Raw genomic sequence first — 22,063 nt, forward strand, 5'->3', positions numbered from 1 at the left:
TGAAAAAAATGATTTCTAAAAGTAATTTTTTAATCATTTAATGTTTCAATCTTTTAATCAAATACATAAAACAAATGTCAAATAAAAATAAAACAAGTAGATTTAATAAAATCACTATTGGTTTAGCTTCACCAGAATCCATTCTTCAGGAATCGAGAGGAGAGGTCTTAAAACCAGAAACGATTAACTATCGTACACACAAGCCGGAAAGAGATGGATTGTTCTGCGAGAAGATCTTTGGTCCTGTAAAGGATTACGAGTGTGCTTGTGGAAAATACAAACGTATCCGTTACAAAGGAATTGTTTGTGATAGATGTGGGGTGGAAGTAACAGAGAAAAAAGTACGTAGAGAAAGAATCGGACACATCGGTCTGGTTGTTCCTGTGGCTCACATCTGGTATTTCCGTTCTTTGCCAAACAAAATCGGTTATCTATTAGGTATTCCATCCAAGAAATTGGATATGATCATCTATTACGAGAGATACGTTGTGATCCAGCAAGGTATTGCTAAGAAAGCAGACGGTTCTGACTTTGATGACAAAGAATTCCTTACAGAAGAAGAATATCTGGACGTTCTAGAGACGCTTCCTGTAGAAAATCAATATCTTGATGATTCTGATCCTAACAAATTCATTGCGAAAATGGGAGCAGAAGCGGTTGAAGAATTGTTGAAGAGAATCGACTTAGATTCTTTATCATTCGATCTTCGTCACAAAGCGCACAACGAATCTTCTAAACAAAGAAGAACTGAGGCTCTTAAAAGATTAAATGTTGTAGAAGCATTGAGAGGTGCTAATACAAGAATGATCAACAAGCCTGAGTGGATGATTATGCGTGTACTTCCAGTTATACCACCGGAATTGAGACCATTGGTTCCATTGGATGGAGGACGTTTCGCAACTTCTGATTTGAATGACCTTTACAGAAGAGTTATCATCAGAAACAATCGTTTGAAAAGACTATTGGAGATCAAAGCTCCGGAAGTGATCTTGAGAAATGAGAAGCGTATGCTTCAGGAATCTGTAGATTCATTATTCGATAATACAAGAAAATCTTCTGCTGTAAAATCTGAATCAAACAGACCATTGAAATCCCTTTCTGATTCATTGAAAGGTAAGCAAGGTCGTTTCCGTCAGAACTTACTTGGTAAGAGGGTAGATTACTCCGCTCGTTCCGTAATTGTTGTAGGACCTAGTCTTCAACTTCACGAGTGTGGTATCCCGAAAGATATGGCTGCTGAGCTTTACAAACCATTCATCATCAGAAAATTGATTGAGAGAGGAATTGTAAAAACTGTAAAATCAGCTAAAAGAATCATCGATAGAAAAGAGCCTGTAGTTTATGATATTTTGGAAGGCGTAATGAAAGGTCACCCTGTACTTTTGAACAGAGCACCTACTTTGCACAGACTTGGTATCCAAGCGTTCCAGCCGAAGATGATCGAAGGTAAAGCAATCCAACTTCACCCATTGGTAACAACGGCTTTCAACGCCGATTTCGATGGGGATCAGATGGCGGTGCATTTACCTCTAGGTCCAGAAGCTATTTTGGAAGCGCAACTATTGATGTTGGGTTCTCAGAATATCCTTAACCCTGCAAATGGTTCTCCTATTACGGTACCATCTCAGGATATGGTTTTGGGTCTATATTTTATGACCAAACAATTGGATTCTACAGATGAGATGAAAGTAAAAGGCGAAGGTCTTGCTTTCTATTCTCCGGAAGAAGTAGAGATCGCTTATGCTGAGGGACAAGTTTCTCTTAATGCAAAAGTAAGATGTCGTCTTCCAATCAAAGAGAATGGTGTGATCACTACGAAGTTATTCCCTACGACAGTTGGTAGAATTTTATTCAACCAAATCGTACCGAAAGAATCTGGCTATATCGATGAGTTATTGACTAAGAAATCTCTTAGAAACGTCATTGGTCAGGTATTGGCAGACACAGATTTCCCAACTACCGTGAAGTTCTTGGATGATATGAAAGATCTTGGATATGCAAACGCATTCAAAGGTGGACTTTCATTCTCATTAGGAGACATCGTGATCCCAGTTGAGAAAAAGAAAATGATTGCTACTTCTATCGAAACTGTAGATGAGATCAAGGCTAACTATAACATGGGTCTGATCACAGATACTGAGCGTTATAATCAGGTAATTGACGTTTGGACTAATACCAACGCCAGCCTTACCGAAATGATTATGAGCAGAATGAAAGTAGATCAAGGTGGATTCAATTCTGTATATATGATGCTTGATTCTGGTGCGAGGGGTTCTAAGGAGCAGATCCGTCAGTTATCTGGTATGAGAGGATTGATGGCAAAACCACAAAAAGCTGGTTCTGTTGGAGCTGAGATTATTGAAAACCCGATTCTTGCAAACTTTAAAGAAGGTTTGTCGATTTTGGAATACTTTATCTCTACCCACGGTGCTCGTAAGGGTCTTGCAGATACCGCTCTTAAAACTGCCGATGCTGGTTACTTGACCAGAAGATTGGTAGATGTTGCACAGGATGTTATCATTACAGAACAAGACTGTGGAACACTTAGAGGTACAGAAATCACTGCACTTAAGAAAAACGATGATATCGTAGAAAAAATCGCTGAGAGAATTCTTGGTAGAGTTTCTCTTCATAATATTTACCATCCGGAAACTGATGAGTTAATTGCTAATGCAGACGAGTTGATCGTAGAAGCAGTTGCAAAACAAATCGAGGAAGCAGGAATCGAAGCTGTTGAAGTTCGTTCTCCATTGACTTGTGAGGCTCAGAAAGGTATCTGTGCAAAATGTTACGGTCGTAACCTTGCAACAGGTAAAGGAATCCATATGGGAGAAGCTGTTGGTGTAATTGCAGCACAATCAATTGGTGAGCCGGGAACTCAGTTAACATTGAGAACTTTCCACCAAGGGGGTACTGCGGGTAACATCTCAGAAAATCCAAGTATCGTTGCAAAACGTGATGGTATTGTGGAGATGGATGAGGTTAGAACGATTAAATCTGAAGGCGAAGAAGGACAATCAGCGGATATAGTTGTTTCCCGTTCAACTGAATTTAGATTGGTTGCAGACAACGAAGCTAGAACACCAATCATGATAGCAAACGTTCCTTATGGTTCTGAGCTATTCGTGAAACCAGGTGATAAAGTGAAGAAAGGTGATCTTGTTGCAAAATGGGATCCGTACAACGCGGTTATCATTGCAGAGACTTCTGGTAAGGTAGAGTATGAGGATATTATCCAAGGTATCTCTTTCGTATTGGAAATCGATGAGCAAACAGGTTTCGAAGAGAAAGTAATCTCCGAATCCAGAAATAAGAAAGCTGTACCTACGTTGAAAGTGGTAGATTCTAAAGGCGTTGAGCAAAAAGCATACAACTTACCTGTAGGAGCCCACCTTATGGTAAACGACGGTGAGAAAATTAAGGCTGGTAAAGTCCTAATCAAAATCCCAAGAAAATCTGCAAAAGCAGGGGATATCACCGGAGGTCTTCCGAGAGTTACCGAGTTATTCGAAGCTAGAAATCCTTCCAACCCAGCGGTTGTGACAGAGATTGATGGTGTAGTTTCTTACGGTAAAATCAAAAGAGGTAACCGTGAGCTAATCGTGGAAGCTAAAACTGGTGAAATCAAGAAATATTTGGTTAAATTATCAAATCAAATCTTGGTTCAGGAAAATGACTTCGTGTATGCTGGAGGACCACTTTCCGACGGCTCTGTAACGCCAGACGATATCTTGAAAATCAAAGGTCCAACGGCGGTTCAGGAATATTTGGTTAATGAGATTCAGGAAGTTTACCGTCTTCAAGGGGTGAAGATCGATGACAAACACTTCGAAATTATTGTTCGTCAGATGATGACAAAAGTATCGATTGTGGATGGAGGAGATACGCAGTTCCTAGAAGGTGCTTTGGAACACAAATATGACTTCTTGTTGGAGAACAACAGAGTATTTGGTCTTAAAGTAGTAATGGAAGCGGGAGATTCTAAAGAATTCAAACCAGGTCAGATGATTACAGCTAGAGAACTTAGAGATGAGAACTCGAAACTGAAACGTGAAGATCAAGCGTTGGTAGAAGTAAGAGATGCTCTTCCTGCAACGGCTACGCCAGTATTGCAAGGGATTACAAGAGCAGCATTGCAGACCAAATCATTTATGTCTGCGGCATCGTTCCAGGAAACAACTAAGGTTCTGAACGAAGCAGCTGTTTCAGGTAAAATCGACTTCTTGACAGGTCTGAAAGAAAATGTAATTGTAGGACACAGAATTCCTGCAGGTACAGGTCTTAAAGATTATCAAAACGTAATCGTTGGTTCTAGAAAAGAATTCGAAGACATCAACTAAAATTAATCAAAATGAAATTTGAGGTTTGGAATTATTTTTTATACTTTCACAACCTCAAATTTTAATAAAAAAATAACAAAACAAAATGGACAATAATCAAAACCAAGATCCAAACAACATCAACATCAATCTAAACGAAATGGTAGCTGCAGGAGCATATTGCAACCTTGCTTTGGTAAACCATTCGCCATCAGAATTCGTAGTAGATTTCATCCAATTGATGCCAGGTGTACAGCAAGCTAACGTGCGTTCAAGAGTAATTCTTGCACCACTTCACGCTAAGAGAGTTTTAGCAGCATTGCAACAAAACATCACAAACTATGAGCAACAATTCGGAGAGATCAAAGAATTGGAGCCTTTCGTAGTTGGAGGAAACAACGTTCAAGCTTAAGATTTTTTCTTAACATAAACAATCCCGATTCTTTGTAAGAGTCGGGATTTTTTTGTTTTAATATCCATCTTTTTTTAGGATTAATGTTTTATTAACCCAAATTTCTTTCATCTGGAAAATCCAGCGATTACCTTTGCCAAAATGTTTTTAAATGAAGAAGCTACTTGCAGCTTTTCTGCTGCTTTTTTCTGTATTAATCTTTGCCCAGAGAGTTCCTGTAGATACCACTCAAATTGCAATACCAAACAGATTGAATAGCGAAGAAGCAAAGTCGAAACCCTATGTAATCCTTATTTCTGCAGATGGTTTCCGATATGATTATGCTAAAAAATACAACGCCAAAAATCTCTTAAACTATTCAAATCAAGGCGTACAGGCAAAAGCAATGATTCCAAGTTATCCAAGTATTACTTTTCCCAATCACTGGAGTTTGATTACAGGTTTATATCCTTCTCATCACGGTTTGATCGATAATTTTTTCTACGATTACAATAAGAAAAAAGCCTATGCAATGAGCAATCGGGAAAATGCCGAAGACGGAACTTGGTACGGCGGAATTCCACTTTGGAGCTTGGCAGAAAAGCAAAATGTAATCTCCGCTTCTTTGCAATGGGTAGGTTCTGCGAGTGATGCAGGAGGGATGAGACCAACTTATTATTATCATTATCACGAGAAATTTTCCCCTTCGGAAAAAGTGAATAAAGTTGTCAATTGGCTGAAACTTCCCGAAGACAGAAGACCGCATTTTATCAGTTTGTATTTTCCGGAAGTGGACGGCGCGGGACATCACTTCGGACCAGATGCAAAGGAAACAGAAAAGGCCATTCATTTGGTTGATAATGCCATTGGAGAATTGGTTCAGAAAGTCAATGATTTGGGATTGAAAAATGTCAACTTCATTTTCGTTTCAGACCACGGGATGATTCAGGTTGATGGAGGAAATCCACTTGAGATTCCAGAAATTTTGTTCGATAAAAATAGATTTGATTACTTTAATTCTCAGACGTTGCTAAGGGTTTATGTGAAAAATCCGGATGAGGTGAAGACTGTTTTTAAAGAACTGAAAGCCAATCGGACAGACGATTACGAAGTTTATCTGGATAAGAAATTACCAAAATATCTTCATTTTGCCACAAGAGATGACAAATACAATAGAATAGGACAGATTTTATTAATTCCAAAAGCTCCGAAAATATTTTTAGAGACAGGAAGAAAAACCTCTGTTGGAAAACACGGCTACGATCCGAAAGTGGTACCGGAAATGAAGTCCACATTTTTCGCTTGGGGAACAGAATTTAAGAATAATCTTAAGATTGATGAATTCGAAAACGTGAATGTTTATCCTTTGGTCACAGAAATTCTTGGTTTGAAAATCGATGAAAAAATTGATGGGAATTTCAAAATTTTAAAACCCATCTTGAAACGGGAAAAATAATTTTGGAATTAAAAAAAATCCCCTAAAACCAGAATAGTTTTAAGGGGAGATTTCGGAAGGTTTTAACACACAAATTACTTCCAATATTTCCAGTTTACAAATGATGAAAACAAACTGGATTTCTTTCTGTCAATCTTGAACTCAGTGCTCAAAATCAATTGTAATTAACACGAGGCAAAGAAATAGATAATTGGTTTTTTATGCTAAAAAAAAGATGCCCAATGCGTACCCACAAACTGTAAATTATTGATTTTAAGTCCTAAATTTTTGAATAAAAAATCCTGTAAATAGTTGCTAATCAAAAAAATAAAAAAGGGAAACACAATTTTGTATTTCCCTTTTATTTTTTTGAGAATTAATTTTAATCTTTTAAACTCTTCATGTCAATCACAAATCTGTACTTCACATCACTTTTCAGCATTCTTTCATAAGCTTCATTGATGTCCTGCATTTTGATAATTTCGATGTCTGAAACAATATTTTTCTCGCCGCAAAAATCCAGCATTTCCTGAGTTTCTTTGATTCCGCCTATTAGCGAACCTGCGACAGAACGTCTTTTGTATATCATTGGCTTTGTACTCACGGCACTTTCAAAATCTCCGATAAATCCTACAAGAACCAAAGTTCCGTTCACCGTCAAGGTATTCATATAAGGATTGATGTCGTGCTCGTACGGAACTGTATCGATTATCAAATCGAATTTGTTCAGAACCGATTTCATTTGGTCTTCATCCGTTGAGATAATCACATGATCTGTTCCTAAGGCTTTTGCATCTTCAGTTTTTCCTGGAGTCCTAGAAAACAATGTCACTTCTGCGCCCAAACCTTTTGCCAGCTTGATGGCCATATGCCCCAATCCGCCAAGTCCTACAACCGCTACTTTTGAGTTTTCTGTCACATTCCAATGTTTCAAAGGTGACCAAGTTGTGATTCCCGCACAAAGAAGTGGTGCCGCCGCAGCCATATCCAGATTTTCTGGTAGCCTTAGAACAAAATGCTCATCCACAATCACAGATTCTGCATAGCCACCAAATGTTCTCGTGTCCTCAAAATATTTATCTTTTCCGTTATAAGTTCCTGTAAAGCCGTTTTCGCAGAACTGTTCCAAGTCTTGCTCGCAACTGTTGCAAGTTCTGCAAGAATCTACCATACAACCTACAGCAACCAAATCGCCCACTTTGAATGTGGAGACTTCATTCCCAACTTTCAAAATTTTCCCTACAATCTCGTGTCCAGGAACTGCTGGGTACACTGTTCCGCCCCAATCATTTCGTGCCGTGTGAAGATCCGAATGGCAAACACCACAGTAATAAATATCGATTTCAATATCCTTTGCCTGAACTTCTCTTCTCTCGATTGTTAATAGTTCCAAATCATTTTCTGCTGCTTGCGTTCCGAAAGCTTTTATTTTTGTTGTATTCATTTTTTAATTAAATTATTTTTATTGATTTTTGTACTTAATTGTTTTAATAGATGCTGAAAAAATTCCTGAATCTCTACTATCCGCCACTTATCAATATATATACCATTTGGATATTGTATATGATGTTTTTTGCATACGGTAGAGATAGTATTGACAGTAATCATTATTTTATAAATTCAATACCTTTCGAAACTATTTATCAATTAATAGTTTTTTCGGGAGAATATCCATATGAAAATTTAAGTAATATATTTGGTAACATTATTCTTTTTATGCCTTACGGATTTCTAGGTATTCTCTATCCAAAACTAAATTCTTATCGCTACTTGTTAGTAGTTTTTCTAGTAGTTATTAATATTTTAGAGTTTTCCCAATATTATTTTAATCGAGGTTTCGCAGAATTGGACGATGTGATGCTGAATACTCTGGGAATGTCTTTAGGTTTTATCATTTACAAAAAATGGTTTATCATTACGGACAAATAACCTTCATTTCTGTTCGTCGGTTGGTTTGATGTTGAGGTTCAGTACAATCTATTCCGTTGCTGCATTTGTTCAAAAGCTGAGTTTCTCCGTATCCAATTGGTTTTAATCTAGCTTTATTGATGCTTCTGGAAACCAAATATTCCACAGCAGCATTCGCTCTGTTTTGAGAAAGTGTTTTGTTGTAATCGTCTGATGCACGCGAATCTGTGTGTGACGCCAATTCTACTTTCACGCTTGGATTATCTTTCATAAACTGAACCAATTTGTTGAGTTCGGCCTTTGCATCTTCGCGAATGAAATATTTGTCCAAATCGTAATGGATATTCTTTAGATTAATAGGTTTTCCACAAGTCGTTTCTTCCATACAAACTTCCAGATTAAGAAAAAAAGTGTTGCTTCTGTCCACTTTTTTAGAAGTTACAGTTTCTGTTTGAGAGAAATAATTTCCTTTTTTACCGTAGATATTGTAAGTCGTATTCTTTTCCGCTTTGAAGTAGAATTTACCTTCATTATTCGTTTTAACTTCGTGATAGATTTCCGATTCATTATTTTTGATGACAATCGTAATATCTCTCAATGGATTTTTGGAATTACAAATATTCACTTGTCCTTTCACAAAGAAAGTTTCCTTGTCTGTTGAAATTTCCTTTTTAATAGTCGAGTTTTTTACAAACTCATCTTTATCAGCTTTGCTGGAAATCAAATCGATGTTGTAAAGACTTCCTTTGATTTCGTAATTTTCTGGTTTAATGTTTTTAAAGAAAGCCACGCCTTGCGCATTGGTTCTGGCAAAGTAAGCCCGTTTTCCGTTTTTATAAAGCTCAATGAAAGTGTCTGGCAAAATCTGTCCCGTTTCTTTGTCCCGCGCTATCACAGACAATCCGTAATTCGGACCCGAATCTCTCCCGGAAAACCTAAATGTAAGCCCCGCAAAAAAACCAACCGAGTGCACCTCGTGATTCAAAGCCGAAGTTCTGATTTCAGCATTGGCAGGAGCAATCGTATTTCTGTTGTCATTTGCAAGAAATGGAATGTAGCCTGTCGCATTTCCATTGCTAACCAGATCTTTTGTTTTAAAATGTTGAAGGTAATATCCACCGACATTCAACCCGATATTCTCGGAGAAAAACCAATTGAATTCCAATTCGCCTTTGCCGGAGAAAACATTTTTTTCATCATAACCTTTGTGGAAATTAAGATGGTAACTGTTGTTCCCAGCCGAAGAAATCAAAGCTGTTTCTCCACCTTTGATATTGGAGATTCCACCTTTTAATTTGAAAGTCAAACCCAGTTGGTCAGTCAAAATCCATCGGAAGTTAGGACCGATTCCGAAGAAGTATCGTTGGATTTTTTCTTCTGTCAATTTAGGATCAGTAAGTTTTGTATTTCCTAAATATAAATTTTCTGTTGGATAAGAACTTTTTGGCGTGTTTTGCAAGTAGTCCGCATCTATTCCCACTCCAATCCAATTGAAAAAATAATCCGCAGAAATCCCAAGGTTCAAATTCGGTTTGTAATCTATGTATTTGGTTTGATTATCGTACGATGGAAAATCCAAACCGCCCCGCAAAGATATGTTAATCTGATTGTTATCGTAAAGTGAATTTCGTAATTGTGAACTGAAAAATTGGACAAAAGAGAGCAAGAGAATGAGTAGAAGTTTTCTCATAATTTAGTTTTCTAGGTTATCACAAATTTACAGAATTTATCAATATTTGTCCAATAAAAAATGCCGGCTAAAAAAACCGACATTCCTATTATTTTAAAATCATTTTTATTGCTTAATGATCTGCGTAATTTTCTGTGTATTGTCATCCAAAGTATATCTCATCAGATATTTCCCAGGACGTAATTTATCAAGTCTTAGCTCAGTATTATTATTGTTGATATTATATTCAGCAACTTGAGCTCCCAAGATAGAGAAGAAAGTCACTGTTTTTATTTTCACCGAAATATTTTTCGATTTCAATACCAAAACATCCTTAGTAGGATTAGGATAAGCAATCAAAACACCATCGTCGGTCTTTGGAGAGTTAATTGTACGTGCAGTCTGTGCCTTCATTTCTCCCGAAAATCCAACTGAAACTACCGTAAATATTATAAAGAATAGAAATTTTTTCATTCGCTTTAGTCTGTACTTAAACAATTACAACAAATATATTTTAAATAAATTAATTATGCAATAGCTTAACAATAAAAGTATAATTAAATTTGCATAAATAATTTTTATCAAGATGATTTCAAGAAACCGAAGACTCAGAACCAACGATTCCATAAGAAGTCTAGTTCGTGAAACTACCCTTACAACAAACGATTTGGTGCTCCCAATGTTTGTTACAGAAGGTCATAACAAAAAAGAAGCCATTTCTTCTATGCCCGGCGTTTTTCGTCAAAGTTTGGATCTTACAGTTCAGACCATCAAGGAAAATTACAGCTTAGGAATCAAAGCTGTAAATCTTTACATGAAGGTTTCCGACAACCTGAAAGACAACACAGGAAAAGAAGCCTGGAATGAAAATGGATTGATGCAAACAGCGATCAGAACTATAAAAGACGCCATTCCGGAAGTCATCATAATGCCAGACGTAGCCTTGGATCCTTATTCAATTTACGGTCACGATGGCATTATCAAAAATGGAAAAATAGACAACGATTCCACGGTAGATGCACTCGTAAAAATGGGAGTATCTCTAGCAGAAGCGGGCGCGGACATTCTTGCACCCAGCGATATGATGGACGGCAGAGTCCTTGCGATGCGCGAAGGATTGGAACAAAACGGATTCACAGATGTTGGGATTCTGTCCTACGCGGCCAAATATGCAAGCGCTTTCTATGGCCCGTTCAGAAGTGCTTTGGATAGCGCACCGGTTGATAATCAAGAGATTCCGGCAGATAAGAAAACTTACCAAATGGATTTTCACAATTCCCGAGAAGCCATAGATGAAGTGCTGAGAGATGTAGAAGAAGGAGCCGATATCATTATGATAAAACCCGGAATGCCTTATCTGGACATTGTTTCCAAGGTTCGCGAACTCATTACGCAGCCCATCGCCGTTTATCAAGTCAGTGGCGAATATGCGATGTTGAAAGCCGCAGCACAAAACGGATGGCTGGACAATGACAAAGTTCTCATAGAAAGCTTGACCAGCATCAAACGAGCTGGCGCCGATATGATTTTCACCTATGCCGCTCCAGAAGTTGCAAAACTTTTGAATCGATAAATTTTTTAGGAGCTTAATCCCGCTATCCGCTATATCTTTTTTGCCAAAGCTTTTCCCTAGCAAAAAAGGATGCCGCTACTATCGGGGCTATGGGATTTGTTATCCCAAGTGACATTTGTCAAAGTCATCGAAGAAAGTTTGGTACAATTACTGAACCCAATAATCCATAATCAATATAAAAAATGGACTTATCAAAATCAATAGATTCTGCGTACAAATCTTTTACCGAATGGAAAAAAGTGCCTTTCGCAGATCGCCAAAAATTACTGGTAAAACTAGCAGACGTTCTAGAAAAAAATAAAGAAAAGTACGCAGAAATCATTACCCTAGAGATGCACAAACCGATTTCGCAATCCATCGCAGAAATCGAAAAAAGCGCTGGGATGATCCAGTTTTATGCAAAAGCAGAAAACGTACTTCAACCAGAAAAAATCAAAACCGAGTTCGATATCAGCGATGTGCATCACGATGCATTGGGAATCATTCTTGGGGTGATGCCGTGGAACTTTCCTTTTTGGCAGGTTTTGAGATTTGCAGTTCCCGCGATTCTGGCCGGCAACGTGATTTTGCTAAAGCACGCATCCATTTGTTTCGGAAGTGGAGATGAGATAGAAAATGCTTTTGAAAAAGCTGGATTTCCAAAATTTATTTTTCAGAATCTGAGAATTGGGCACAGCGAAATCAAAAGTGTTTTGGAAAATCCACTGGTGCGTGGCGTAAGTTTGACTGGCAGCGAAAAAGCAGGAAGTGAGGTAGCGGCATTGGCTGGAAAAAATATCAAAAAATCTATTTTGGAATTGGGTGGAAGTGATGCTTTCATTGTCTTGGAAGATTCTGATTTTGAGAAAGCTGCAACGGAAGCGCCTTGGGCAAAATTGCAAAATACAGGACAGATTTGCAACGCTGCAAAACGTTTCATCGTGCACGAGAGAGTGGAAAAAGAGTTTGTTCCTAGATTTATCCAGGAATATAATGCTTACCAGCCAGCAGATCCAATGAAAAGTGAAACCAAACTCAGCAAGATGGCGCGTCCGGATTTGGCAGATGAGTTGGAAAGTCAATATAAAAAAGCATTGAGAAATGGGGCAGAAGTGGTTCTTGCTTTGGAACGTATTTCGGAAAGTGAATTTCGTCCCGGAATCATTTTGGTGAAAGAAGGAAATCCAATTTTGCAGGAAGAATTATTTGGACCTTTGGCCATTCTGATGATTGGAAAAAATGATGAAGAAATTCTAAAATTAGCCAATGGTATTCCATTTGGACTGGGAAATTCTGTCTGGACCAAAGATAAAAGGAGAGCTCAGTTTTTCGTTGATAATCTGGAGTCGGGGACGGTTTCTATTAATAAAGTAACGAGTTCGGATGTGCGATTGCCTTTTGGTGGCGCCAAATCTTCTGGCTATGGTGTAGAATTGTCTTTACAGGCAATCAAGGAATTCACGCAAATTAAAACGGTGGTTGGAAATATTTAAAAGCAAGATTAGAACGTTTTAAATTAAAATAGAAAACCCCTTCAAATTTTCAAACGTTGAAGGGGTTGTTTTTTATTTAAACTGTTGATGTTAAGAGACTAATGTCGTTTGGATGAAAAATCCCATAGCCCTGATAGAAGCGGCATCCTTTTTTGTTTTTATGGATCATTTTCTATCGGATGAGAGAGCGTGGAAAAACAAAAAAAATACAGCGGATAGCGGGAAATAGCTCCTAAGAAATTTAATTAATATTCGTTGATGCTTCGGTTTTGCTGGCAAGTAGGGAATCTGCTTTTGCTTTTTTCTCCTGTTCCACTTGCTGGATTACCAATTCACGGTTTTCCTGTTCTTTCAGGATTTCTGCGAGCTGAGGTTCTATGATTTTATTCATCTCATCTTCCGAAATATTATTAGCTTCCGGAGAATCGAGCAGTTTTTTCCAAGGTCTGCGTTTTCCCCACGGATAATCGCCGTGCACAATGATTGGTGTTCCTTTGGCTCTGGTGGTTTGTCCGCCTTTGTTCAAAACCCAGGTGTCAACCCACGTGTACATCCATTTGGCGTCTTCCTCCAACATTCGGAGGCAAGAGTGCGAAGCGGGATAGCCCGGCATTGCGTACTGGTGCCAGCCAATTCCATCAAAGTTGGCGACATTTACGTTCCATCTTAGCTTCCACTCGTCGCTCACGGTGGAGATGGCGACTTCTTTTTTCCAGTTGGCAAACATCAAACCTGTTTTGGTTTTGGTTGCTTTTTTTCCCATACTTGTGGGTCCCCATTTTACAAGATTTCCGTATTCGTAAACGCCAAATGCCTGAATGGGATACGAGAAGAATACGAATTTTTTCACATTTTCCAAGGTTGTAATATGGCCTGGAAACGGCGAGTAGATCAAGAAATTTTCTTCTATTTTGGCTGGAACTACGAGGGTGTCTGCAGCGCCAATATTGGATCTGTCAAGACGATTGAGCGCCAAAATGGTGTAAAGCGCTTTGCCGGTAAATTCTTTTTTGTTTTTTTGAGAAACTGAGTCTTGATTTTTATAAACCCAAGGAAAGTAGCCGAAATCTTTTCTCGGAATTACAACATCCGGAACTTTTGGTTTTTCTGTTTCTTCATCTTTTTTCTCTTCCTCTTTTTTGTCATCAGAACCCAGAATGTCCGTAATTGGATTGTTGCCCGAATCTGAGGATGATACAGATTCATCTTTTTTACATTGAATCAATATTAGTGAAAGTACGATGAATAAAGGAAATAACTTGAGAATTGTGTTTTTTTTCATAGTTTTTATTTGTCGTCCAATAAATTACAAAAAGAATACCACTTTGTAATAAAAAAGATTAAAAAAGAAACAACATTCAAATGTAAAGATCCAAAGTAGAAATCTATTGGCTTAAGCTTTATCAAGAATATCTTTGATGATTTGCTTGGCGTGGATTCTGGAGTTTTCTATGAACCAAAGATGCGTGTCTTTTCCGCCGCAAACCACGCCTGCGAGATAGATTCCTTGTAGATTGCTTTCCATTGTTTCTTTGTTGTAGTGCGGATTCAGACATTCGCCTTTCAGATTGATTCCAATGTTTTTTAGGAATTCGAAATCGGGAAGATAGCCGGTCATTGCGAGAACAAAATCATTTTCTATTTCGTGGATTTCCTTCTTTTTGGTTTTGAAAACGACAGATTGCTCTTTCACTTCCAAAAGCTCTGCTCCGAAAAAAGCTTTGATGCTGCCTTCTTTGATTCGATTTTCGATGTCGGGTTTTACCCAATATTTTACACTTTTAGAAATCTCATTGCTTCGGATAATCATGGTTACATTTCCGCCTTTTCTGTAGATTTCCAGAGCTGCATCTACGGAAGAATTGCTGGAGCCAATAACCACAACGTTTTGAAAAGCATACGGATAAGGCTCTGTGTAATAATGTTTTACTTTTGGCAAATCTTCGCCCGGAATTTCCATCAGATTGGGAATGTCATAGAAACCTGTTGCAACGATGACATTCTTAGCAAAATAAATTTGCTTGCTAGTTTCCACTTGGAAGAAACTAGATTTCTGGATATTAATGACTTTTTCATAGGGACGAATGTTGATTTCTTTTTGTCTCGCAATCCCCTGGTAATATTCCAACGCATCTTGCCTGCCCGGTTTTGGTTTTGTGGTGATGAAGGGGATTTCGCCAATTTCCAAACGGTCTGCAGTGGAAAAAAAAGTCATATATAAAGGATAGTTGTACAGGCTGTTTGCCACCGTTCCTTTTTCGATCACGATGTAATTTAAGTTGTTTTTCTTAGCTTCCAAAGCGCAGGCTAAGCCAATGGGACCGCCACCGATAATGAGAACGTCATATAATTCCATCTTTCAAAATTACAAAGATTTTGGATTGTAAATTTGTTTATTCTAATTTATTTTCTTAAAATTAAAGATGAAAAATTGGTTATTAATAGGCATATTATTTTTGATGAGTTGCACAAAATCTGATGAGAAACAAAACCATTCAGATCCACAATTATCTAAGAAAGTTGACACTAATCAAGAGCTTTCGGAAGATCAAATTGTGACCAAGCTCAATAAAGAAATTTTGGAGATTCTTAAAAAAGAAGATTACGCAAATTTGTCCACTTACATTCATTTGGATGAAGGTTTGCGGTTTTCTATGTACAGTTTTGTTTCGGACGAGGACAAAACGTTTTCCAAATTAGATTTTGATAAATATATTAATTCTGACATCCGCTTTACCTTTGGTGAGAAGGATGGTTTGGCTGAAAAATATTCGGTTTCGTTGAAGGATTATTTTAAAAATTGGGTTTTCAAAAAAGACTTTTCAAAAGCTAAATTTAATATACAAAACTTCGAAGGACGAGGCAATACGATTAATAATATCAAAGAAAAATATCCGAGTTCCGTGGTGGTAGAAAACTACATCAAAGGAACTGCGGAATATTCTTATATGGACTGGAACAGTCTGATTTTGATTTTCGAAAAGATAGAAGATCAATATTATCTCGTTGGAATTGCAAATAATCAATGGACTATTTAAACTTATTGCTCTACCCAAATTAAGGTTGATGTGTCGTAACCAACGGATTTTGCTTTCTCCAGAAATCGGGATTTGATGTCATCCAGGATGGTTTTTTCGCGGGAAAGAATCCAGAGATATTCTAGATTTTTGCCGGCGACTAGGGCGTATTTATAATTCTCATCCAAATCGATAACATTGTAACCAGACCAAAATGGTTTGAAAAAAGACACTTTCAATCGGGCTTCGTTTTCTTCGTTCACAAATTTTGCTTCGCCCACACTTTGTTTCCATTCTTTTTCTACGTAGTCGTAACCTTTGTTATCGACTTTGATTGTGCCATCTGCATTTTTGGAATAGGTGGCTGTCACTTGGTTCATGTTTTTTTCAAAACGGTAATCAAATCTTGCAATCTCATACCATTTTCCCAAGTATTTTTCCGGTTCAAAATTCTGAACGGCACTGGCTTTTTCCGGAATGCCTGCAGAGCAGTTTTGTAAAAGGACAAGACCTAAAATTCCCAACGATACGGGAATTGCTATTTTGATGAATTTTCTCATTTTATCTTATTTTCTGGGTTAATTCAAAAATAATTCCATCATCTCTTAAGAATGGTTTAAAATTTAAAAAACTGATATAATAATTTGATTATTTTTACCAAAATAAAAGTTGAAATGCAAAATCAATGAAACTAAAATTATTTTCTATCCTTTCTCTTGTATTGTTCAACGAAGCTTTTGCTCAGTCTGAAAGGTTTTATGCCACCACAGATGCCAAAAGTGCCATTGCACTGAAAGAGAAATTTCCAGATGAAATTCAGATTATCAATACCAATAATCAACACGCTGCTGTCCATTTATCCGAAAAAGCAGCGGAATATCTGCATCATAATGTCATTACGCACGGCCCTGGATATGTTTATAAATCCTCTCCGGAGGAAGCGCTTTCTGCGATAAAAGTTGCGAAAAAATCCAATAGAATTTTAGATTTTACGATCTCTCAAGATGCACTTGTAAATCAGGCGATTGGATTGGTAAACGCAGAGAATATCAAAAGCCACATTTTGGTGATGGAAGCTTACGGAACCCGCAGACATACCACCCAACAGGCCAAGACTTCTGTACAAGATCTGAAAACAAAATGGGAAGGTTTGATTGCTACTTCGGGAAGAACGGATGTTTCTGTGAGAATTGTAAATCACGTGGGAACGCCTATGCCTTCTTTGATTTTCACAATTAATGGAAACGTTTCTCCAAGTGAATATATCATTGTTGGCGGGCATATGGATACGATTTCCAACGCCGCTTTAGCGCCGGGTGCGGACGATGATGCTTCTGGAATTGCAACCATCACAGAGATGATGCGCGTGCTTTTGGATATGAACTACAAACCTGCAAAAACGGTTGAGTTTATGGCATATGCAGCCGAAGAAATTGGCTTGGTTGGATCTTCGGAAATAGCTCAGGATTACGCTTCCGAGGGTAAAAATGTATTGTCATATGTTCAATTTGATATGACAAATTATAAGGGTTCCAGCAGAGATGTTTATGTATCTACAGATGCTTATAATAGCAATGATCTCAATTTGTTTTTGATAGAATTGATGGAGCATTACAACAAAACGGGTGCTCACGCCTTCACATATGGAAGTACAATTTGTAATTATGGATGTTCCGATCACTTCAGTTGGGCGCAAAATGGTTTCGACGCAGCATTTCCTTTTGAAGCTTCTTTCTCGCAATCCAATCCTTATATTCACAGTGCAAACGACACTTTATCACGTAGTAACAATACAGCTACGCACGCTGCAAAGTTTGCAAAGTTGGGCTTAGAATTTATTATTGAAACTGCGAAAGGTTCAGCTCTATCGATTTCCGAAACTGATAAAAGTTTGGTAGAAATTTATGTTAAAGATAAATCACTTAACTACAGATTCGGAAAAGATTCTGTGGAGAGTTTAGCGATTATTGATACCAGCGGAAGACAATTGATAGAATCGAAAAACCTTTTATCCATCGGGAAAGTTGATCTTAATAAATTGAACAAAGGTTTTTACTTAGCCGTTTTCAAAACAAAATCTGGAAAAGTCATTACTAAGAAATTTATTTTGGATTGATAATTTAAAACCACACAACAACAAGATTTTAAGAATAAAAAAAGAGCAAGTAGATTTGGATTTCTATTTGCTCTTTTATTTTTACTGAAACAAAACGTTGTTTCTAATATTTGATTAAATTAAGATTCAGGCGCCAACTCTACGATGAGACCTTCTAATTCCATAGTTACAGGAATCTGACAGCCCAGTCGGCTGTTTGGTTTTACATTGTAAGCTTCATCCAGCATTGCTTCTTCATCGGGCAACATTTCTGGAAGCGGCACATTTTCGCTCAAAACATAGCATTGGCAAGAGGCGCACATTGCCATTCCGCCGCAGATTCCGATGGTTCCTTCCTCCGCTAATTCGTAGGCACGTACGATTTCCATAAGGCTCATCGCCATATCTGTTGGAGCCGGAATAGAATGAGAAACCCCGTTTCTGTCTATGATTGTAATATTAACGTCTGACATATTGCAAATATAAGAGAATAGATTTTTAGAAGATAGAAAATAAACTAAAAATTGTATTTGAAAAATTTATTGTCTATCATCTTTTCGTCCATTATCTCTTTGTTTAATCAATCGCTTTTACAACCGCTTTTTCTGCTTCTTTTCTGGTTCCGTCGAAACCGTCAACGCCGCTAACTGTGGTGTATTTCAAAACAAATTTTTTCCCCGGATTCAGTCTGTTGTAAACACTTTGAACCATCAATGTTGCTTCGTGGAAACCACAAAGAATCAATTTTAATTTTCCAGGATAAGTATTAATATCGCCAATTGCGTAGATGCCTTCGATGTTTGTTTGATAATCCAAAGCATTGTTTACTTTGATGGCATTTTTCTCGATTTCCAATCCCCAATCGGACAAAGGTCCTAATTTCGGCGTCAATCCGAACAATGGAATCAAATAATCGGTTTCGATGATGGATTTTTCGCCATTTTTCTCGATTTCGATAGCGGACAAAGTTTCTTCGCCAATTAAGCCTGTCACTTCTGCAGGTGTGATGAGGTTGATTTTTCCTTGATGTTTCAATTCTGTTACTTTTTCTACAGAATCCAAAGCGCCTCGGAACTCATTACGTCTGTGAATCAAAGTGACTGAAGACGCTACGTCTGCCAAGAAAACCGACCAGTCCAATGCAGAATCTCCACCGCCCGCGATTACGATTTTCTTATCGCGGAACATTTCTGGTTCTCTTACAAAGTATTCTACGCCTTTTTCCTCAAACTTATCGATGTTTGCCAATTCTGGTTTTCTTGGGTCAAAACTTCCCAGTCCACCAGCGATGGCAATGGCTTTCCCTTTTACTTGGATGCCACGGCTTGTGGTGACGATGAAATCACCTTCTTCCGTTTTTTCATAGCTCACTGCTTTTTGGGCTAATGAAAATTGAGGTTCAAACTGTTTGATTTGTTCCATCAGGTTATCTACCAAAACACCTGCATCAACACTTGGAAATCCAGGAATGTCGAAGATTGGTTTTTTAGGATAAAGTTCTGTCAATTGCCCACCAGGCTGCGGAAGTGCATCAATCAAATGACATCTCAACTTCAACAATCCTGCTTCAAAAACTGTGAAAAGTCCCGTAGGACCTGCACCTATTATAATGATATCTGTTTCAAACATTTATATAAAATTTTGGAATAGCAAATTTAATAATAAATATAACTTTAGAATGATTCTAAAATATGATATTAATTGGATTAATAAATAAATCTGATCAAATCTTTTGTATGTCCCAAGAATAGGGATTTTGAGTAGAAAAAAAGTGATTCCGAAGAATCACTTTTACTATGTTTAAAATCATATTCAGATAAAATCTTACCAAATGATAAGACATTATTATACGTTTTGTTTTAGATTTGCCCTTTCATCATTTGTGTTTTTAAATCCTGATCAGTTGTTATGACTGTTCAGGATTTTTTTTATGCATTACGCTTAATAAGCGCCATATAAAACCCGTCATAGCCTTCGCTTGGCATTATTTTTTGATCTTTTACAAGCGTGAAATCCGGATTGTTGCTAAGGAACAATTTGACTTGTTCGTTGTTTTCCGAAGGCAAAATTGAACACGTTGCGTAGATCATCTGTCCACCTTTTTTTAGAATTTTGGAATAGTCTTGCAGGATTTGCTGTTGCTCGCCTTTGATTCTATCGATAAAAGCCTGATCTATTTTCCACTTGGAATCTGGATTTCTTTTCAAAACACCAAGACCCGAACACGGCGCATCTATTAATAATCTATCTGCTTTCTCGTGAAGTCTTTTGATGACTTTGTTGTCAGAAATCAATCTGGTTTCAATGTTGTGAGCGCCAGCTCTTTTGGCACGTCTTTTCAGTTCTGTAAGTTTCCATTCGTAAATATCCAGTGCGATGATTTGACCTTTGTTTTTCATCAAAGCGGCCAAATGCAAAGTTTTTCCACCAGCTCCAGCGCACGCATCTACAACACGCATTCCTTCTTGCACGTCTAGTAATTCTCCGATTTTTTGAGAACTCGCATCCTGAACTTCGAAAAATCCGTCTTTGAAAGCTGAGGTCAAGAACACGTTTTTCTTTTCTGCCAATTGGATGGCATCAGGATAATTTTTGATGGTGAATGCCTCAACATTTTCATCATTTAAGTCAGCGATCAATTCTCTTGGCGTCGTTTTCAAAGTGTTGGCACGCAGGACTGTTGGCGCTTGCTCATTGAGAGCTAGCATTTCTCTTTCCCAGCTTTTGCCCAATTCTTTTTCCAAAGTTTCTGACAACCAATCCGGAATCGAATGTTCGATAGCTTTTGTAGGAACGGTTCCTTTTTTAAGTTTTGTAAGAATGTCAGCGACTTTGATGCCGTCGAATTCTTCAAATTTTTTGTAGTGCGTTTTGCTCCAAAGCAAGTACGCAATAATCATTTTGTAAACATTCGTAGGTTTTACGCTTTCTCCCATATAGTATTCCAAGCGTTTTTTCCAACGGATGATGTTGTAAAAAATCTCGGAAACCACGCGTCGGTCTTCGCTTCCCCATTTTCTATGGGCTTTCAGGAGTCTTTCTATGACTTTGTCGGCGTATTTTCGGTCTTCGAAAAACGTTTCTTGAAGACAATCGTGAATTCCGATTAAAAGATTGCGGTGTATAAGTTCCATTAATTATGATAAAGTTTATTATTAATTATTCTGATAGGCTCATTTTGACATTAGCCCAGTTTTCGCCTGTTTTTATTCTATAAATCTGCATATCAGATACGCCAAATCTCTTGGCTAATCTGGACATTGGTTCGCCTTTTTCCAATTTTCGTTTGATAAGAACCACTTCGTTCCGTGTGAGTTTTGCAACAATGTTGGGATCTCTTTTGGGTCTGTTGATTGTGTGTCGTATGTAATTGGGACTCTTTTGACTTCTTTCTATGACCTCTTGTTGGGTTGCCCAACTAAGATTTTCTACACGGTTGTCCGTTTTGTTGTAGTTTTTGTGGATAACAAATTTTTTGTTTTTGGGATCATCATTGGGAATGAACAATTCTGCAACTGCTTTGTGTACCAAAAGATGAATGTGAATAGCTCTTGTCTTCTTTTCTTCCTTACGTTGTTTGGACAGTTGGTTTAAGTTCTTTGTTATTGTTTTTTCAATCTTGGTAATTTCCTTTCGGATTTTGATAAGATCTTTTTTTGGAGTGCTTTTGCGTCTCGCTATTTTTTTGAGGTTTCTGTTTTCCTCACGTAATAGTTTGATTTTATCTTCTTGTAGTTCAAAAATTGACTGATTTTCTTCGCTTATCGGTTTGTATTGGGTAAAACTGATAATGGGATAGCCGTCTCTCAGACTGCCATTGATGATATTGCCATCCGGATTGCTTTTGGTACAAGATTTTACTTCGCCAAAAGTGGAAAATAGCAGTTGATAATCATCATCAAAACCTTTTCCGAATTTGTAAACTTTCCAATCTTCAAGAGTCCTCATTTTTTTTATGCAGTTTTAATTAGGGATAAAAGAATGTTGATTCTGTTTTTTATTGAGTAGTTGTTAGATTTTTTTTGGTCATAAGTATTTGCAAAGTTACTGATTTTAAAATTAATTGTTCCCGAGATTTCTTGTCATGAGAATAGTGGTTCATTTTGATGCTCATATTAATTTAGCATTAATTTTATCAAATATGTTAAATATCATTGTTTAACAATTTTGTCAAAACAAAAGTT

At 37.5% G+C, this 22,063-nt stretch carries 18 protein-coding genes; 8 read left to right on the forward strand and 10 right to left on the reverse strand.

What is annotated here, in order from left to right; genetic code table 11:
* Window positions 1–74: 74 nt before the first annotated feature.
* The 3 genes from rpoC to B0I22_RS13760 all read left to right on the forward strand — a co-directional run bounded on the left by rpoC (window position 75) and on the right by B0I22_RS13760 (window position 6,166).
* Window positions 75–4,340 (forward strand): DNA-directed RNA polymerase subunit beta', encoded by a 4,266-nt coding sequence (rpoC, locus tag B0I22_RS13750; protein WP_133945811.1) that lies wholly within the window; start codon window positions 75–77, stop codon window positions 4,338–4,340.
* Window positions 4,341–4,425: 85 nt separating this feature from the next.
* A complete protein-coding gene (locus B0I22_RS13755; protein WP_034976854.1) occupies window positions 4,426–4,731 on the forward strand; it encodes a DUF3467 domain-containing protein in 306 nt (101 codons plus the stop codon).
* Between the two features lie 151 nt (window positions 4,732–4,882).
* A complete protein-coding gene (locus tag B0I22_RS13760; protein WP_133945812.1) occupies window positions 4,883–6,166 on the forward strand; it encodes an alkaline phosphatase family protein in 1,284 nt (427 codons plus the stop codon).
* Window positions 6,167–6,527: 361 nt separating this feature from the next.
* Here the strand turns inward: B0I22_RS13760 and B0I22_RS13765 are convergent, their stop codons facing one another.
* Window positions 6,528–7,589 (reverse strand): NAD(P)-dependent alcohol dehydrogenase, encoded by a 1,062-nt coding sequence (locus tag B0I22_RS13765; protein WP_133945814.1) that lies wholly within the window; start codon window positions 7,587–7,589, stop codon window positions 6,528–6,530.
* Window positions 7,590–7,639: 50 nt separating this feature from the next.
* Here B0I22_RS13765 and B0I22_RS13770 point away from each other — a divergent pair, with 50 nt between their 5' ends.
* Window positions 7,640–8,074 carry a VanZ family protein gene (locus tag B0I22_RS13770; protein WP_133945816.1) on the forward strand — a complete coding sequence of 145 codons (435 nt, stop codon included), beginning with the start codon at window positions 7,640–7,642 and terminating at the stop codon, window positions 8,072–8,074.
* On the opposite strand, the gene B0I22_RS13775 is transcribed toward B0I22_RS13770, so the two are convergent.
* Both B0I22_RS13775 and B0I22_RS13780 read right to left on the reverse strand, forming a co-directional pair.
* Complete coding sequence (locus tag B0I22_RS13775) at window positions 8,061–9,743, reverse strand: OmpA family protein (protein WP_133945817.1); 1,683 nt, start codon at window positions 9,741–9,743, stop codon at window positions 8,061–8,063. The two genes, B0I22_RS13770 and B0I22_RS13775, sit on opposite strands and share 14 nt — an antisense overlap.
* Before the next feature lie 105 nt (window positions 9,744–9,848).
* The gene (locus B0I22_RS13780) at window positions 9,849–10,196 is read right to left on the reverse strand and encodes a T9SS type A sorting domain-containing protein (RefSeq protein WP_133945819.1); all 348 of its coding nucleotides are present in this window, start codon (window positions 10,194–10,196) and stop codon (window positions 9,849–9,851) included.
* Window positions 10,197–10,302: 106 nt separating this feature from the next.
* On the opposite strand from B0I22_RS13780, the gene hemB reads away from it, so the two are divergent.
* On the forward strand, window positions 10,303–11,295 hold the full coding sequence (hemB, locus tag B0I22_RS13785) for a porphobilinogen synthase (protein ID WP_133945820.1): 993 nt from the start codon (window positions 10,303–10,305) through the stop codon (window positions 11,293–11,295).
* 182 nt (window positions 11,296–11,477) lie between these two features.
* Complete coding sequence (locus B0I22_RS13790; RefSeq protein WP_133945822.1) at window positions 11,478–12,767, forward strand: aldehyde dehydrogenase family protein; 1,290 nt, start codon at window positions 11,478–11,480, stop codon at window positions 12,765–12,767.
* A gap of 241 nt (window positions 12,768–13,008) precedes the next feature.
* Here the strand turns inward: B0I22_RS13790 and B0I22_RS13795 are convergent, their stop codons facing one another.
* Together B0I22_RS13795 and B0I22_RS13800 are read right to left on the reverse strand one after the other, a co-directional pair.
* A complete protein-coding gene (locus B0I22_RS13795; protein ID WP_133945823.1) occupies window positions 13,009–14,049 on the reverse strand; it encodes a L,D-transpeptidase in 1,041 nt (346 codons plus the stop codon).
* Between the two features lie 111 nt (window positions 14,050–14,160).
* On the reverse strand, window positions 14,161–15,123 hold the full coding sequence (locus tag B0I22_RS13800; RefSeq protein WP_133945825.1) for a YpdA family putative bacillithiol disulfide reductase: 963 nt from the start codon (window positions 15,121–15,123) through the stop codon (window positions 14,161–14,163).
* A gap of 67 nt (window positions 15,124–15,190) precedes the next feature.
* On the opposite strand from B0I22_RS13800, the gene B0I22_RS13805 reads away from it, so the two are divergent.
* On the forward strand, window positions 15,191–15,805 hold the full coding sequence (locus B0I22_RS13805) for a hypothetical protein (RefSeq protein ID WP_133945826.1): 615 nt from the start codon (window positions 15,191–15,193) through the stop codon (window positions 15,803–15,805).
* Between the two features lie 2 nt (window positions 15,806–15,807).
* On the opposite strand, the gene B0I22_RS13810 is transcribed toward B0I22_RS13805, so the two are convergent.
* Window positions 15,808–16,344 (reverse strand): lipocalin family protein, encoded by a 537-nt coding sequence (locus tag B0I22_RS13810; protein WP_133945828.1) that lies wholly within the window; start codon window positions 16,342–16,344, stop codon window positions 15,808–15,810.
* Between the two features lie 125 nt (window positions 16,345–16,469).
* Between B0I22_RS13810 and B0I22_RS13815 the strand changes: the two genes are divergently transcribed.
* A complete protein-coding gene (locus tag B0I22_RS13815; protein ID WP_133945829.1) occupies window positions 16,470–17,900 on the forward strand; it encodes a M20/M25/M40 family metallo-hydrolase in 1,431 nt (476 codons plus the stop codon).
* Between the two features lie 119 nt (window positions 17,901–18,019).
* Here the strand turns inward: B0I22_RS13815 and B0I22_RS13820 are convergent, their stop codons facing one another.
* The 4 genes from B0I22_RS13820 to B0I22_RS13835 form a co-directional block, all read right to left on the reverse strand.
* The gene (locus B0I22_RS13820) at window positions 18,020–18,352 is read right to left on the reverse strand and encodes a 2Fe-2S iron-sulfur cluster-binding protein (protein WP_133945831.1); all 333 of its coding nucleotides are present in this window, start codon (window positions 18,350–18,352) and stop codon (window positions 18,020–18,022) included.
* 103 nt (window positions 18,353–18,455) lie between these two features.
* Window positions 18,456–19,508: an NAD(P)/FAD-dependent oxidoreductase gene (locus B0I22_RS13825; RefSeq protein WP_133945832.1), complete on the reverse strand. Its 1,053-nt coding sequence runs from the start codon at window positions 19,506–19,508 to the stop codon at window positions 18,456–18,458.
* Between the two features lie 299 nt (window positions 19,509–19,807).
* Window positions 19,808–21,013 carry an RsmB/NOP family class I SAM-dependent RNA methyltransferase gene (locus B0I22_RS13830; RefSeq protein WP_133945834.1) on the reverse strand — a complete coding sequence of 402 codons (1,206 nt, stop codon included), beginning with the start codon at window positions 21,011–21,013 and terminating at the stop codon, window positions 19,808–19,810.
* A 25-nt stretch (window positions 21,014–21,038) separates the two neighbouring features.
* Window positions 21,039–21,827 carry an HNH endonuclease gene (locus B0I22_RS13835; protein WP_133945836.1) on the reverse strand — a complete coding sequence of 263 codons (789 nt, stop codon included), beginning with the start codon at window positions 21,825–21,827 and terminating at the stop codon, window positions 21,039–21,041.
* Between the last annotated feature and the right edge of the window lie 236 nt (window positions 21,828–22,063).

Origin of the sequence: Epilithonimonas xixisoli, from assembly GCF_004365655.1 — a bacterium.
GTDB lineage: Bacteria > Bacteroidota > Bacteroidia > Flavobacteriales > Weeksellaceae > Epilithonimonas > Epilithonimonas xixisoli.